This is a genomic window from Microbacterium sp. Yaish 1 (assembly GCF_002245215.1).
Taxonomy (GTDB): Bacteria; Actinomycetota; Actinomycetes; order Actinomycetales; family Microbacteriaceae; genus Microbacterium.
Genome location: NZ_NPMR01000001.1, coordinates 405102 through 420681, shown reverse-complemented (window position 1 = coordinate 420681; position 15580 = coordinate 405102). Strand labels below are relative to the sequence as shown.

Below are 15580 nucleotides of genomic sequence, written 5' to 3'. Positions count from 1 at the left end.
TCAGCTGACAGTTCCCGCCGCTTCCCACCTGCTGTGGCGGCGGGAACTGCCAGGTGGACGCCCGCCGTCGCAGACTACCCCTAAGCTACTGTTGGTAACGTAGCGGGGGGTGTGATGAGCGAGGGCGCACGGCGACAGCGGATGCCGCGCCACGAACGGCGCGCGCAGCTGCTGGCGATCGCTCGCGAGCTGATCCGCGAGCGGGGGACCGATGAGTTCACGCTGGGTCGGCTCGCCGAGCGCGCTGGGGTGACCAAGCCCGTCGTGTACGGCCACTTCGGCGATCGCGCGGGCGCCCTGGCCGAGCTCTACCGAGAGTTCGAGGAGCAGCAGCGCGCGGCTCTCATTGCGGCGCTCGCCGACGCGTCGCTCACGCTCGCTGGCGTGTGCCGCGCCGTCGCGGGAGCCTACATCGACTGCTCGCTCGCCGAAGGGCGCGAGTTCGCGGACGTCGTCTCGGCGCTCGATGGATCCGCGACCCTCGTCGAGGTGCGTCGCGAGGCGGAGGGTGCCTACCTCGCGCTGTGCGACGACGCGCTCGCTTCGTGCGGCGTTCGTCTCGATGACGCCGGCGCGCAGGCCCTCATCGGTGCCGGCGATGCCCTCACGCGAGCGGCGCTCGACGAACGCGTGAGCCCCGCGGCGGCGCGCTCCACCCTCACGCGCGTCCTGCACGCCCTCGTGACACCAGCCACCGAACCGGAGGAATGATGACCATCTCGCACGAGCCCACGCCGGGCGCCGCTCACTGGGTGCTCGCCCATCCGCGATCGACCTCGTTCAACGCCCGGCTCTTCCGTGACGGGGTCGCCGAGCTGTCGCGAACGCGCAGTGTCGCGACATCCGACCTGTACGCCCAGGGGTTCGAGCCGGTGTTCCCCGACAGCGAGCTCGACGTGACGATCGGGCGCGCGTCGGGTCCTGCCGGAGGCGAGTACGGCCGCGTCCCCTTCCCGGACGATGTGCTCGAGGAACAGCGCAAGCTCGCCGCTGCGGAGCTTCTCGTGCTGCAGTTCCCGCTGTGGTGGTACGGGCCGCCCGCGATCCTCAAGGGGTGGATCGACCGCGTGCTCACCAACGGCTTCGCCTATGGCGACATGGACCCGGAGCTCGGCGTCCCGCGGCGCTACGGCGACGGCGGGCTGGCCGGCCGGCGTGCGCTCGTCGTCGTGACAGTGGGAGAGGACGAGCGCTCGATTGGCGAGCGCGGAATCAGCGGCGACCTCGACTCGCTCCTGTTCCCGCTGACGCACGGCGCGCTCTGGTACGTCGGGATCGAAACCCTCGACCTTCACGTCGTCTACGACGCCGACGGGCTGGATGCCGCAGGCGTCGACCGCGAGGCCGAGCGCCTGCGTGCCCGCATCGCCGGGCTCAACAGCGAGACGCCGCGCCGATACCGGGCGCTCCGCGACGGTGATTACCGCGGCACCCGGTCGCTCCGCAGCGACATCCATCCTGGCCGGACCGATTTCGGCATCCATCTCGCCGACTGACCGCGATCGCAGGCACATGCGGGCGGTGCGGCAGGTGGGTGACAGCAAGGTCAGAAGTGCATTCCGGGGTCGACATCGGCAGGCAGGCGGAAGCACTGCGAGCGGGAGGCGATGAGGAAGTTGGCTTGCCCGCTGATCTCGAAACCTGTCGGGGTCGTGCTTGCGCTGTAGAACTCACCGTTCTGGTTCAGTATCTCGATTGCGAGCCATTCCGTTGCTGCCGATGTTCCGACGACGTAACCGTCCTCAGCTATCGCGCCGAGGTCCCCGGCAATCCGCTTGGTGAGTGCGTCGCCGGCTGCGGCGTCGAACTCGCCGACAAGATGCACACGGGTCACCCCGGTCCAGGCGTAGAGGCGTTCAGTCGTGTCGCAGACGGCCAGCACACCGAACTCGTTTTGCTCGACCCGGTCCACCAGCTCTGTCGGGACACCGTCGGCGATCCGCAGCTCCATCGCCTGCGTCCTCGCCTTCACATCCTCCACCGTCAACGACTCATCCACCGGCTGCTCCTTGCTGGACTGACACCCGCTCAGCGCGACGGCCAGGACAACGAGGACCGTCAGCCCGACCCAACGGACCATCCGCTTGGTCACTGCACCAGCCTTCCACGAGGTTCCGCGTACGACGTCAGTATTCGTCGACTCCGGACATGCCTTCCGGCAATTGCATCCACACTCACATTCACCCCTGTAGCGATGTGCGTCAGGGACACCGTGGTGAAGGGAACGCTACCGACGGGATCTTTCTCGCGCCAGTCCTCCCCGAGGGCGGCCGGCAATCCGGTGACGAAAGAGTCCGCGTCCGACCCTTCGGGCATCGTCGCCTCGCCGCGGCCGGTGTAGAAGGCGGTTCCCTTTGGCCCGTCCTGAAGTGGGAGGATATCGCCGCCGCAACTGTACGGCTGTTGTTCGTCACCAGGCGCGTACTGAGCGCCATCAGGGAGCAGGTCGACTGTTTGACGAATGGCTTGCTCGGTCTGTACGCGCACCTCATCGTAGCTTGGACTGTCGTTCACAGCGCACCCTCCTAACAGCGCGACTAATGCAACGGCCCCGATGGCCGCTACGGTCTTCGTCGCTCGCTTCACTGTCCGCCCCCGATGCCGGCCAGCTGCTGGCGGACATGATCGAGGACAGGCCCGTTTAGGGACACATTCGCGCTGAAAACGTAATTATGGTGGGTCACGCTGTCGGAGATGAGATTCGCGGTCGCGAAGGACGCGGTGATGCCGGTGTAGATCGTCGCGTAGGGCAGTATGCGTCGGCGTCGGCGCTTGCGAGCTGCCGTGCTCAGTCTTGGGTTTGTTCCTTCCAGAGTTCGTCGACATTCCCGGGGACGCACAACGACGAGCCGGCGATGTAATAGTCGCCGGGGGCTGCCGTGGCAAACCTCAATCCTGCGACTGGTCCGCCTGTCGCGAACACGGCCGGGTCGCCTTCGGGGTTAATCACAGTCCTGACCGTCATGCCCAACGAGGTCCAGTAGTCTGCGATCCTTGTCGCGTCAGCGTGTCGATCACGCTCGGGCTCTGGTTGAGGCGCGCCGTACCCGTAGCTGTACTTCGCGCTCGTGCCGTCGGCGCCGCAGCTTTGGACGCCCGCGGCGTGGTCGCGATTCCACCCGGACACGCCGAGTAAGGCCGCACTATCCTCAATCGTAGAGATCAATGTGTCCCGTGCTTCGTGGGGAGTCATCATTTCCTTCTGGTTCGTTCCGCAACCGGTCACTCCCACGCTGGTCATCATTACGGTTCCAGCGAGAAGCGCTCGCGTGTACCGTCGGCTACGGCGCAAAATTGCTCGCGGATATGAGGGCCTGCTGGAGTGGCGTCTGTTCCGGGGGAGCATAGCTGGTGATCTTTCCTTCTTGATCTGTTGTCGCGTGAGCCACGTTCATGAGTGATTCGGTTTGCGGGTCAAGATAGCCGGTGCCGAGGGGTGTGCTGACGCTGTGATCGGTGACGGGGGCCATTCCGTTCGTCCCGGCGACACTGAAACCGTGTGCTCCGAAGCTGGGAGAGATGGGGTTGACCGGGTGTTCCCATGACAGCCTTCCCGCCCACGCCCACTGATCGCCGTCGGCGGGATCGACACTCATGACGTCTTGAGCCTGCCCGGCGAACACATGGTCAGCTTGAAGGTGTGCTGCGAGTGGTCGTCGTCAGCCGCGGGTTTGTTCTTTGCGTAGTTCGCTGACGTTGCCGGGAACACAGAGTGATGTTCCGGAGATGTAGTAGTCGCCGGGGGCGGGGGAGAAGCTCAGTGCGGCGATCGCGCCACCGTTTGCGAAGACGGCTGGCGTGCCGTTGGTCTCCACGGTGCGGACGGTCATGCCTAATGAGGTCCAGTAGTCGGCGATCTTCTTGACGTCGGCGTGGCGGTCTCGAGGAGGGTCTGGTTGGGGTGCGCCGTACCCGTAGCCGTACTTCGCACTCGTGCCGTCGGGACCGCAACTTTGGACGCCTGCGGCGTGGTCGCGGTTCCACCCGGACACGTCCAGCAGGGCAGCGCTCTCCTCGATCGTGGAGATGAGGGTGTCGCGTGCTTCGTGCGGGGTCATTGACGCTTCCTTGCTCGAGGTGCAGCTCGAAGATACGAGCGCTACCGCTGCGAGACCCGCCGCGACGGCCACTCGCATCGATCGTCGTTTAGCGTTGATGCGCGATCCCGGAGATGAGCGCTTGCTCGAACGGTGTTCGGTCTCGCGGAACATGGGCGCCGCTCTCTCCTTGACCCGTCGTTGCGTGTGACATGTTGACTGAACGATCTGTCTCACGCGTTCGCCTGCCGACTCCTTACCCACGTGCCCTCGGATCCGCCGAAACTGTCGCCGGGCGATCCGGCTTTTTCCCCTCAGCTCTGGTGGCTTCAGTGAACCGCGCCAACGCTGCTGGCGATGGCAACATCAGAAGCTCTGTCCCGGGTAGATGCCCTCTGGCAGGCGGAAGCACTCCGAGCGGGACATGATGAAGAACTCCGCCTGCCCGCTGGCTCTCACGCCCGTCGGGGTCACGCTGGCTCTGTAGAACTCACCGTTTTGATTCAGTATCTCGATCGCGAGCCGCGATGTTGCTGCGGAAGTGCCGACGACGTAACCGTCCTCAGCTATCGCGCCGAGGTCCCCAGCGATCCGCTTGGTGAGTGCGTCGCCGGCGGCGGCATCGAACTCGCCGACAAGATGTACACGGGTCACCCCGGTCCAGGCGTAAAGGCGCTGACTCGTGTCGCAGACGGCCAGCACACCGAACTCGTTCTGCTCGACCCGGTCCACCAGCTCTGTCGGGACACCGTCGGCGATCCGCAGCTCCATCGCCTGCGTCCTCGCCTTCACATCCTCCACCGTCAACGACTCATCCACCGGCTGCTCCTTGCTGGACTGACACCCACTCACCGCGACGGCCATGACAACGAGGACCGTCAGCCCGACCCAACGGACCCTCCACTTGGTCGCTGCAACGTCCGGTGACGGCAAGGTCAGAAGCTCTGTCCCGGGTAGATGCCCTCTGGCAGGCGGAAGCACTCCGAGCGGGAGGCGATGAGGAAGTTGGGTTGCCCGCTGATCTCGAAACCTGTCGGGGTCGTGCTGGCTCTGTAGAACTCACCGTTTTGGTTCAGTATCTCGATCGCGAGCCGGGAAGTTGCTGCGGAAGTGCCGACGACGTAACCGTCCTCAGCTATCGCGCCGAGGTCCCTAACGATTCTCTTGGTGAGTGCGTCGCCGGCTGCGGCATCGAACTCGCCGACAAGATGTACACGGGTCACCCCGGTCCAGGCGTAGAGGCGCTGACTCGTGTCGCAGACGGCCAGCACACCGAACTCGTTCTGCTCGACCCGGTCCACCAGATCCTTTGGGACACCGTCGGCGATCCGCAGCTCCATCGCCTGCGTCCTCGCCTTCACATCCTCCACCGTCAACGACTCATCCACCGGCCGCTCCTCCCCGGACTGACACCCACTCACCACGACGATCACCCCAACGAGCATCATCAGCCCGACCCCGCAGGCCCTCCACCTGGTCACTGCATCAGCTTTCCACGCATCTCATCTATCACCCTGTCGTTTTCCGGCTTACCTGAACCGACTAGCTCGTGAGTCTCGCCAGGGCCCAGCCCGGTGTCGTGCTCGAGCACGAAGTCGTCGCCGACGAGCGGTTGGAAATCGTGCTGGTACTGGGGTGCGCGGCCTCCGCCCACGAGGCCACCGAGAATCGAGTCTTCATCGACTGAGACGCCGAGTGACGGGCTGAAGACCACGCCCTGCCCGACTGTGAGGATGTCGCGTTCGTAGGACACGTGGTAATAGTTCTCCGCGTTTCGTGGCCAGTCCTCGACGACGTACGCGCCGGACAGTGAGAACACGTTGCGTGGTCGCATGCCTTCGGTCTCGCCGGCGGAGATTCCGGCCATGCCCCATGAGTGGCCGCTGATGTCGGACGCGGCGTGGTCGAGGTCGTGCGATTGCTGTATTCCGGCGAAGAACCCTGCCAGCGGCGTGGCCGCTCCTGCGGCGTACGTCGGGTCGTTCGCCTCCGATAGACCGAGCGCCATCCCTGCTCCATCGGACGGAGAATGGAACTCACCCGGGAACGGTGCCCCCTTCCATGCGAAGGTGACGGTCCCGGGTTGCCGTTCCGCGATTCGACGTGGCAGATCTTGAGCGCCACCGTCGTAGAAACTGTTCAGGTTAGTGAACGTGCCGGGGACGTGCACGAGAGTGGCTCGGGTGTCTGCACCCGGGGTGCCGAACATCTCCGCGATCCGGTGATTCTCCACGTCCAAAAGCACTAGCTGGACGTACCTACCGTTTGCGTCAGGCGTCAAAGCGCCGTTCAGATACGCGATTCGATTGCGGACTTCCCGCATCCGCTCGTCCTGCCCTACCCAGAATCGCTCGTCATAGCCGGCTCCTGTGCGCGCCTGCTGCTCAAGCTCCTTCTCACGGTTCAGTTCCCACTGTGCGAGGTACGCCCGGTCTTTCGCGATCTGATCGCGCGCGTTCAGGCGGTTCGCCGCCACGCGAACCATCACGGGAACTCCGTTGAGCTGCCCGATGAGAGTAGGCGCCATCACTACGAGGGTCGACTGCTGCTCGAGGCTCAACGCGCTCCACCACCGCGCGACGTCGGCGGGGTCTTCATCGAGCAGTGCGTCGAACGCCGCGGGGTCGGTGTGGAGGAGTGTGAGAATGTCGCCGACGCTGAGATTGCGGAGGTCGCCCGCCGCTCGGATGACACGCGAGCCCGATCGGGGTGAGGTGAGACCGCCGCGCGAGTTCGATCCCGACAGAGCGGCGACGCACGCAGCATCTTCGTGTCGTCGACGCTCCGCGAGCAGTCGGAGGCGTGCGGTTGCCATCGACACGTGCCCGGCTTCGGTTCTCTGATTCCAGCTATTCCGCTGCAACTCACCACGAGTGGCACGTTCGAGCTCTGCGTCGCCTTGCGCGACAGCGCGCTCCAGCCGATCACCCAACGATTCCGACCTCGACGACAGTGCTCGAAGTGCTTCCTCTGCCGCACCGCGCTCCGCTTCGATACTGCGCTGCTCCGCTTGGATCTGCTCGAGCGCATTCGCATACACTCCCAACGCGGCCGCGTCGCTGTCATGCTGCGACGCGATCGCCAACATCTCGGTGCGATACAGCGCGGACCGCGTGTCGAAGGCAATTCCGGCTTCACCACTCCAACCGGTTTCGCCCACCGCAATCGCATGGACACCGTCGCGCACAGTCTGGGCATGAGAAGATCGCATGCTGGACCCGGCGCGGATCTCTGCGACAACCCCGCTTCCCGGATTCGATTCCGACCACGACCATCCGGCCATTCACAGCCCCCGAGCGATGTTGTAGTCCGCCGCCAGCAACTCCAGCACGCCGACTCTAATATCGTCGCTCGTGCTGGCCGCCGCCGCTTCGAGCGCTGCTACCCGGGCCGCGCGGATCTCCGCGGTAACGCGCCACGCCTCAGCGACCTGCACGCTCCCGAAGTCGGGCTCCGTCACTGACTGGGTTGAGGCAGCCGCTCGTCCAGCTGCACGCAAGCCCGCGGCCGCTGCGTCAACCGTTGCGCTGTCGACCCTCAAATCAGCGGACATGGAGTCCCCGTCGCTTGTTGGTGCAGCGACCGCGAGTATTCGGTCGTGTTCCGGGCATCTTGCTCAGCGGCCGATACGGGAGGCGATCTGGGTGTCGACGTCCTGCAGGGTCTGTGCGGTGGTGCGGAGGAACGCGGCGAGGTCGTTCAGGCCGCCGATGGTGTTGGTCGCTCCGGCGTTGAACCGGTTGTATGCCTCTTGGTATGCGCCCGACGACCGGTCGGTGACGAAGCCCTGGGCGACGAGCGCGTTGATCTGCGACTGCAGGCGCTGCAGGGTGGTGTTGATCTCGTCGCGACCGGCGATGAGCTGGTCGGCGCGGGAGGTCATTTCGCCATATGTGACATTCATGTTCGCCATTGTGAGATCCCCTTCTACGTAGGCTTTTCCACCATACATTGTTCGCCGATAACCCCCGTGTCCACCTTTTGGGGGACAGAACGGTCAATGCTGGCGCTTTTGGTGTCACCGACGAGGAAGCGCGACGTGAACGCGGCGGACTCTCCCGGAACTGCCATCGCATCACTGCCGTCGGTCGTGGGGGCGTCAAGCGATGTGGTGCGAGTGGTCGTCGTCAACCGCGGGTTTGCTCTTTACGTAGCTCGCTCACGTTGCCGGGAACACAGAGTGATGTTCCGGCGATGTAATAGTCGCCGGGTGGCGCAGTGACGAATTTCATCCCCTGAACCGGCCCGCCGGTCGAGAAGACGACGGGGTCGCCTTCGGGGTTGAGGACGGTGCGGACGGTCATGCCTAATGAGGTCCAGTAGTCGGCGATCGTTTTAGCGTCGGCGTGGCGGTCTCGAGGAGGGTCTGGTTGGGGTGCGCCGTACCCGTAGCCGTACTTCGCACTCGTGCCGTCGGGACCGCAACTCTGTACGTTGGCGGCGTGGTCGCGGTTCCACCCGGACACGTCCAGCAGGGCAGCGCTCTCCTCGATCGTGGAGATGAGGGTGTCGCGTGCTTCGTGCGGGGTCATTGAGGCTTCCTTGCTCGAGGTGCAGCTCGAAGATACGAGCGCTACCGCTGCGAGACCCGCCGCGACGGTCACTCGCATCGATCGTCGTTTAGTGTTGATGCGCGATCCCGGAGATGAGCGCTTGCTCGAACGGTGTTCGGTCTGGCGCAACATAAGCGCTGATCTTCTCATTTTGACCTGTCGTTGCGTATGCCACGTTGAGCAGTGATTCCGTGTCTTGGTCGAGGTATCCGTTGCCCTCGGGCGTGCTGACGGCATGGTCGGTGACGGGGTTCATGCCGTTGGTTCCTGCCACGCTGAATCCCTTCGCTCCGAAACTGGGGTCGATGGGGTTCACGGGGTGCTCTTCCGACAGCCTGCCCACCCAAGCCCATTGGTCGCCGCCGGCAGGGTCGATGCTCATGACATCTTGGGCTTGTCCGGCGAACACCTGATCGGCATGCAGATCGGAGGCGGAGTCGATGGTGGCGGGCAGACCCGCGGACCCGACTATGGCAAGCCTATCCACATGAACCCCGGGTCGGGACAGCGCCGCGGCCGCGGTGGTGCTTCCGTAGGAGTGCGCGACGACATTCAGTTGCGCATCGGGCCGCAGCGCCGCGAACCCCTCGAGCGCGGTGACCAATTTCGTCGCCCCGGCATGTGCGAGCTCCACCCCGAAAACGTCGAGGCTGGCTGGCGGGGTTTCAGGGGCCTTGTATCCGACCCACGCCACCACCGCATGAGCCCGGGTCGCATCCGCGCGAGTCTGCGCGTCAGAGATGTTCTGTGCGGATTCCGCCCAGTCATACATTCCGGCGGTGGAGGTCCCCATCCCGGGCACCGCGTAAGTGACATTGTCAGCAGAGTCCAGGTCGCCGATCGATACCGCCGCGAGCGGCGGGCTATCGGCCGTGAGAGAGACGAGAAAGCGTGGCCCGCCCCCGGCAGGCGACTCCAGCGAGTCTCGGATGTTGCGGAGCGCTATGAGGTCTCCGGATACGACCACCACGTCCGGCGCGGTCGGGGTGAATCCTCCCGGCGGTGCGATGAGTTGCTTCTGCCTGGCTTCCTCCTCGGCGATGCGTCGGTCGAGGACGATACGGTTTGCGAAGTCTCGGGCACGGTACGTCACGCCTTCGAGGTTGCCGATGAGAGCGGGTGCACCCAGAACAAGGTTCTGTCTCTGAACGGCTGACAGCGCGGCCCACCACGCTGCGACGTCGTGAGCGCTTCCGGCGTTCTGCTGCACCTGAGTCGCGAGTTCGGGGTGAAGATGAAACAGCGTTGCCAGGTCGAGTTCGCTCATGCCCGCGAGGTCCGATAGCCCGATGCCTCTGGCGGAGCCGGATGTCACTGCGGGGTGCGCAGTCAAGCCTCCCCGTGATGACGAGCTCGTCAGTGCCATGATCGCTGCGCCGTCGGCGGCCGAACGTTGTTGCGCGAGCGCTGCGAACTGGGCGTCGAGCGATGCGATCTGATCGCGCAGCCCGGTCATCTGCCGCTCGAGAATCCGGCGGGCGGGATCATCGGGCAGGACGGGCTGCACAGGATCCTGGTGCTGCGCGGCGCGCAGCTCGCTCTCGAGTCGTCCGCGCCGAGCTGCGAGGGTGTTCTGCTGATGCCTGATGGTCTCCACCTCATCCGCGTAACGACGCAGCGCTCCAGCATCCGATTCGGCTTGGCCCGCGAGCGCGTTCATCTTTGCCGCGAGGGCCGCGGTCCGCGCGCTCAGCGCCCCGGCCGCGGCGCCCTGCCACCCGTCGCCCGCGACAGCGCCGGCAAGTGACACGTCATGTTGGGCGTCACGGGTGCGAGCGGCTTCGCTCTGCCGACGGCCCGCGCTCGCACGGATGTCGGCCGGGCTTCCCGCCCCCGGATCCGATGTCGTCCATTGCGCCATCAGCCACCCACCGCCTGAGCGGCAGACGAGTCTGCCGACGTCAGCTGCGCGACGGCGTCCTGAACGCCCGCCGCAGTGACGGAGAGCTGATCGGCCAGCGCTTGCGCCCGAGCCATTCGGAGCCGAGTCGATTCCATGAGGGCCGAACCGACGGCCGAGGAACCGAGCCACGACGAGTCGCCCTCTACGGAGAATGTTCGCAGCCCATTCGGGCCGCTCGCCAGGCGCTCTCCGGCGGTTCGGATCCGACCGTAATCAGCGAACAGAGCCGAGGTCATGCCGATGTTCGTCTTGCTCAGCGGCCGATGCGGGAGGCGATCTGGGTGTCGACGTCCTGCAGGGTCTGTGCGGTGGTGCGGAGGAACGCGGCGAGGTCGTTCAGGCCGCCGATGGTGTTGGTCGCTCCGGCGTTGAACCGGTTGTAGGCCTCTTGGTATGCGCCCGAAGACCGGTCGGTGACGAAGCCCTGGGCGACGAGCGCGTTGATCTGTGACTGCAGGCGCTGCAGGGTGGTGTTGATCTCGTCGCGACCGGCGATGAGCTGGTCAGCGCGGGAGGTCATTTCGCCATATGTGACGTTCATGTTCGCCATAGTGAGATCCCCTTCTACGTAGGCTTTTCCACCATACATTGTTCGCCAATAACCCCCGTGTCCACCTTTTGGGGGACAGAACGGTCAATGCTGGCGCTTTTGGTGTCACCGAGGAGGAAGCGCGACGTGAAAGCGGCGGACTCTCCCGGAAGTGACGAGGAACCCGCGGCCGACGGGGAACTCGGCGCGCGTGGATCGGGGGAATGGCACTCGGAAGATACCCGCGCCGTCGGTCTCCTCCGGCTGCAGCACGATGCCGCCTCGAGCGGTCTTCAGCTCGGTGAAGATCTGCCATGCCGCCCCCGCGGTCACGGTATCCGTTTCGACGACGACGCGGATGCCGGGCGCGCGGCGCGCCGTTTTCAGCAGACGAGCGATCGAGCCTTCCGCCGCGGTCGCCTCGAACTCGGGGCTGCTCTCGATGACGATCAGCGCTTCGGGCAGGGCGCCGGATTGCAGATCCATCGCGAGTCGGTTCGCGAGGTCGTCGGCGTCGTCGACATCCGTCCCCGCTGCGGTCCATGCGGTCGCGTGTGCGAGGTCGCCCGGGCGTGCACTGAGGAGGTAGGCGGGCAGTGGCGGGCTCGTCGCGGTGACGGCATGGATGATGGTTCGCATCGCCGTGGTGCGACCCGACTGGAACGGACCCGAGACGACGAACAGGCCGTCGGTGATGCCGACCGGCTCGAGGGTGTCATCCGCGACTCCGAGAGTGGGGCTCCCGTCCACCGTTGCCGGAAGGCTCGCCCAGGGGATGGTCTCATCGAGTCGGCGGACCGGCGTGGCTGTCGTGGTGATCTCTCGCGCCAGGTCGGTCAGCGCCTGCGTGTGCGCGGCGAGGTCGGCCGTTCCGCCGGGTGTGGCGATCTGAACCTCCCGCCCGCGCGCGTATCCGCGCCCCGCCGGGGCGTCGGTGAGAGCGTCGCGGGGCACCCCCATCAGGTCGTATTCGACATCGGCGGCCAGACGGAGCACGATGCGCTCCTGCAGCGAGGTGAGGATCGACTGCGGGATGGCCGCTTGGCGGTCTGCGGTGAGGACGAAATGGATGCCGACCTGCCGTCCGTTCGTGAGGAGGCCGGTGAAGCCGTCGAACAGCCGCCCGGCGTCGCGGAACTCGTACTCCGAACGGAATGCGGCCATTCCGTCGATGAGCACGATGATGCGGGGGAGCGGATTCGCCGCGGTGCTGTTGTACGCCGAGAGGGTGGCCGCATTCGCCGCGGCGAACAGGCGCGACCGCTCGTTCACCCACTCCTGGAGCTGGGTCAACAGTCGAGTGACGCGTTCGGCGTCGGAGAGTGCGATCACCGCGCCCACATTGGGCAGCGCCGACAGGCTCGACAGTGCGTCTCCGACGGAGTCGATCGCGTAGACCCACGCGGGGGCGCGTCCCACGCTCGCGGCGATGGTGAGGGTGCGCAGCAACGTCGTCTTGCCGACGCCGCCGGTGCCGAACACCACGAGGTTGCCGACGGCATCCAGGTCGACGACGAACGGCGTCTGGGTCTGATGCTCGGGCTCGTCCTGCATCCCGATGGCGAGCCCGTCGCCCGACGCGCGGAGGTCGGCGAGGTCGACGGCGTCGGGAAGCGCGTCCAGCCAGGGACGGCGTGGAGCCGCGATCGCGAGCTGGGCGGATGCGGCGCCGATCGATGCCGCGAGCCGCTCGATGTCGCGTTCCCCGGATGTCGGTGCCGCGGCTGCCGCCGGTCGTGGCCAGGCGGCGGCGGGGGCGAAGGGAAGATCACGGATCTCCACCTCTGCGGCATCCCGGTGGTCGGCGCGTCCCCCGACGTACGCGGTCTGGAAGTCGATGACCCGTCCGGCGCCGAGCTTCGCCGCGGCGCGTCCGGGGGTGCCGGGGTCGAAGTGCGCGGCGCGGTCGATGCCGAGCACGTCCTGCGAATCGGCTTCGTCCGCCACGCGCAGGGCGACACGGAGATTCGTGTTGGCGCGCAGTGACTCTTTGATGACGCCGGCCGGCCGTTGGGTCGCCATCACGAGGTGAAGACCGAGCGAGCGTCCTCGCTGTGCGATGTCGATCACCCCGTCGACGAATTCCGGCACCTCCGTCACCAGTGCGGCGAATTCGTCGATGACGATCACGAGGGATGGAGGTGCGTCGTGGTCGCCGCGCTCCTCCAGCGTGACGAGGTCTTTCGCGCCCTTGGCCGCGAGGATCTCCTCGCGGCGCTTCAGCTCGGAGCGCAGGCTGATCAAGGCGCGTTTGACCAGGTGAGGCGTCAGGTCGGTGACCAGTCCGACCGTATGCGGAAGGGAGACGCAGTCGCCGAATGCCGAACCCCCCTTGTAATCGACGAGGAGGAAGGTCAGGCGATCCGGCGAGTGCTCGACGGCCATCCCCAGGATCCACGTCTGCAAGAACTCGGACTTTCCCGAGCCGGTCGTGCCACCCACGAGAGCATGGGGGCCATCGCGACGCAGGTCGATACGCAGCGGCGCGGTCGCGCCCTGGCCGACGAGCGCTCCCAACCCGCCGGCCTCGCGCGGGAGGCCAGGAACCCAGCGAGCCATGAGCGAGTCGTTCTTGTCCCACCGCCCTGCGACGGCATGGGGATCGCCCGCGATGTCGTCGTCGAAGAGCTCCACGAGCGACACGGCGGAGGGGAGATCGGATTCGTCCAGCACCGGCGCGCCGTCATCCTCGAGCGGTGCGAGAGCGCGAGCCACCCGTTCCGCCTGTGGGGGATCGACCAGCTCGATATGCGTCAGGGCGACCTCCGCGCCGTGACGCACGAACGACACGGTGGCCTGAGCGGCGCGCGCAGCGATGTAGGTGCGGCACACCACCGGCAGATGGCTCACGTCGCCGGCCAGCCACACCGTATAGACGCCGACATCCGGTCCGTCGTGCGCGACCTGCACGAGCCGCCCCCGGTCGACCGCCGGGTCGCCGGCGATGAAGACCACCACCGCGGGTGTCAGCGGTTCGCGCTCCACCGGCTCCCACAACCCCGGTGCGCCCGGGGTCTCCGCCGAGATGTGCGAGCGCACCTGCGAGGTTCCGCCTCGGGCAAGTGTGCGCTGCTGGATCAGCTCCTCGAGGTCGGAGAGCAGTCGCGTGCTGGCGGGGAGGTCGGCGGCGAGCGGAGTGGGAAGCGGATTGTGCGGGCCATCGGTATGGGGGAGCCACTTCACCCACGACCATTCCGCGGCGGCGTCTCCCGCGGCGAATGCGCACACCGCGACATCCGCGGGGGAGTGAAGGCCGGCGATCTGCAGCAGGAGCGCCCGCGCGGCATCGCCGGCGAACTGGTCGGGGCCGGCCACGCCGATGGCTCCCGCATCCCGGAATCGCTCGGCCACCGGCACACCCTCGAGATTCGCGAAGCGGTCGACGACCAGCTTGAGCTCGTGCCACTCGTCGGTCGCGCCGAGATCGCGCGAGGGCATCGTGACCGATACCCGCGACGGCAGGGTTCCGCGCCCGAAGCGCACGGAGAGGAAGGCGCCGTGCTCGGGGACGCGCGTCCAGACGAGAGGCGACCGGGTCGAGACCGCCTCGGCGATGTCGCTCACCGACGGAGACTCGGCCAATCGTGCGGCATGCTCCGCTGCCGCCTGCCCGCTGAGGTCGGTTTCGAGCGACGCGAGGCCGGTGCGGAATCGGGCACGCTGTTCCTTCTTCTGCTTCCGGCGTCGGAACACCTGATCCACCCACATGCCGAGCATGAGGATCGGAGACAGGGCGATGAACAGCAGCATCAGCGGATTCTGGGTGATGGCGAACAAGGCGGCGCCCGCGATGATCGGTGCCGCGATGCCGATCCACGGCAACGGGGGACGCTCGCCGACCGAGGGCAGCGTGGGAGCTTCGAATTCGGGTGGTCGCCAGGGCTCCACCACGCGGGGGGATCGCGAGAACTCTCGCGTCGCTTCGGCTCCGCTCGCCGTGGACACCGGATCGACGCGGAACCTCGTCGAACCGATGCGCACCTGTGACCGGTGCAGCAGGACGGCACGGTCGACGCGTTCGCCGTCGACTTCCACACCGTTGGCGGAGTTGAGATCCGAGACGACGACGGATCTCCCCGACACGGTCACGCTCGCATGCCGTCGCGACACGAGTGGATCGCGCAGTCGCACGTGAGCGGCGCGATCACGTCCGACGAAGCTCACGCCCGAGCCGAGGCGAACCGTCAGGCCGGCGTCTGGCCCGTCGGTGACGGCGAGCGTGGCCCGCGCGTCGGCTTCGGACGGCGGCGCGGTGCGCGGCTCGACGAGCGCGACGCTCGTTCCCGAACGCAGCCCCGAATCGTGCAGCGACAACAGCGGGTTCAGCGTCTGAGCGTCCGGGGCGCCGGGTGCATGGGCCCAAAGCGTCAGCGGCTGAGACCGACGCTGGCCGTCCGTCTGGCCCGCGAGGGCGGCGGCGACATCTCCCACCGTCGCCGTCGCGTCGCACGTGACGACGACGTCACGGTCCCCCTGCTGATCACGGACAATCAACTTCAGTCGCACGGTACCCCTCCGCCCACACCCCGAGCGTAACGCCCGTGCGAAAGACGCGTCG

The 15580-nt window shown here is 66.5% G+C and carries 16 protein-coding genes; 2 read left to right on the top strand and 14 right to left on the bottom strand.

The window, feature by feature from the left end; genetic code table 11:
• Nucleotides 1-114: 114 nt before the first annotated feature.
• Together CI089_RS02115 and CI089_RS02110 are read left to right on the top strand one after the other, a co-directional pair.
• Nucleotides 115-711 carry a TetR/AcrR family transcriptional regulator gene (locus CI089_RS02115; RefSeq protein ID WP_094260050.1) on the top strand — a complete coding sequence of 199 codons (597 nt, stop codon included), beginning with the start codon at nt 115-117 and terminating at the stop codon, nt 709-711.
• Nucleotides 711-1496, top strand: a complete 786-nt coding sequence (locus CI089_RS02110; RefSeq protein WP_094260049.1) for an NAD(P)H-dependent oxidoreductase — start codon at nt 711-713, stop codon at nt 1494-1496. Before CI089_RS02115 ends, CI089_RS02110 begins: the two co-directional genes overlap by 1 nt.
• 50 nt (nt 1497-1546) lie before the next feature.
• Here the strand turns inward: CI089_RS02110 and CI089_RS02105 are convergent, their stop codons facing one another.
• From CI089_RS02105 to CI089_RS02050, 14 genes are all read right to left on the bottom strand, one after another.
• Nucleotides 1547-2092, bottom strand: coding sequence for a hypothetical protein (locus CI089_RS02105; RefSeq protein WP_094260048.1), 546 nt, complete (start codon nt 2090-2092; stop codon nt 1547-1549).
• Complete coding sequence (locus CI089_RS16175; protein WP_143738850.1) at nt 2089-2514, bottom strand: hypothetical protein; 426 nt, start codon at nt 2512-2514, stop codon at nt 2089-2091. The genes CI089_RS02105 and CI089_RS16175 overlap by 4 nt, the downstream gene beginning before the upstream one ends.
• 274 nt (nt 2515-2788) lie before the next feature.
• On the bottom strand, nt 2789-3232 hold the full coding sequence (locus CI089_RS02100; protein ID WP_179223204.1) for a hypothetical protein: 444 nt from the start codon (nt 3230-3232) through the stop codon (nt 2789-2791).
• Nucleotides 3233-3281: 49 nt separating this feature from the next.
• Nucleotides 3282-3596 (bottom strand): hypothetical protein, encoded by a 315-nt coding sequence (locus CI089_RS16170; RefSeq protein WP_143738848.1) that lies wholly within the window; start codon nt 3594-3596, stop codon nt 3282-3284.
• Nucleotides 3597-3659: 63 nt separating this feature from the next.
• Nucleotides 3660-4058: a hypothetical protein gene (locus tag CI089_RS02095; RefSeq protein ID WP_094260046.1), complete on the bottom strand. Its 399-nt coding sequence runs from the start codon at nt 4056-4058 to the stop codon at nt 3660-3662.
• Nucleotides 4059-4403: 345 nt separating this feature from the next.
• Nucleotides 4404-4856, bottom strand: coding sequence for a hypothetical protein (locus tag CI089_RS02090; RefSeq protein ID WP_143738847.1), 453 nt, complete (start codon nt 4854-4856; stop codon nt 4404-4406).
• 116 nt (nt 4857-4972) lie between these two features.
• Entirely contained in the window at nt 4973-5518 is a 546-nt protein-coding gene (locus CI089_RS02085) for a hypothetical protein (protein WP_094260044.1), read from the bottom strand.
• Complete coding sequence (locus CI089_RS02080) at nt 5515-7224, bottom strand: hypothetical protein (RefSeq protein ID WP_179223203.1); 1710 nt, start codon at nt 7222-7224, stop codon at nt 5515-5517. Before CI089_RS02080 ends, CI089_RS02085 begins: the two co-directional genes overlap by 4 nt.
• Nucleotides 7225-7320: 96 nt before the next feature.
• On the bottom strand, nt 7321-7497 hold the full coding sequence (locus CI089_RS16340) for a hypothetical protein (RefSeq protein ID WP_179223202.1): 177 nt from the start codon (nt 7495-7497) through the stop codon (nt 7321-7323).
• A gap of 156 nt (nt 7498-7653) precedes the next feature.
• Nucleotides 7654-7941, bottom strand: a complete 288-nt coding sequence (locus tag CI089_RS02075) for a WXG100 family type VII secretion target (protein WP_256977375.1) — start codon at nt 7939-7941, stop codon at nt 7654-7656.
• Nucleotides 7942-8164: 223 nt separating this feature from the next.
• Complete coding sequence (locus tag CI089_RS02070) at nt 8165-8569, bottom strand: hypothetical protein (RefSeq protein WP_094260042.1); 405 nt, start codon at nt 8567-8569, stop codon at nt 8165-8167.
• A gap of 88 nt (nt 8570-8657) precedes the next feature.
• Entirely contained in the window at nt 8658-10451 is a 1794-nt protein-coding gene (locus tag CI089_RS02065; protein ID WP_094260041.1) for an alpha/beta hydrolase, read from the bottom strand.
• A 295-nt stretch (nt 10452-10746) separates the two neighbouring features.
• Nucleotides 10747-11034 carry a WXG100 family type VII secretion target gene (locus CI089_RS02055; protein WP_256977375.1) on the bottom strand — a complete coding sequence of 96 codons (288 nt, stop codon included), beginning with the start codon at nt 11032-11034 and terminating at the stop codon, nt 10747-10749.
• 114 nt (nt 11035-11148) lie between these two features.
• A complete protein-coding gene (locus CI089_RS02050; protein WP_179223201.1) occupies nt 11149-15516 on the bottom strand; it encodes an FtsK/SpoIIIE domain-containing protein in 4368 nt (1455 codons plus the stop codon).
• Between the last annotated feature and the right edge of the window lie 64 nt (nt 15517-15580).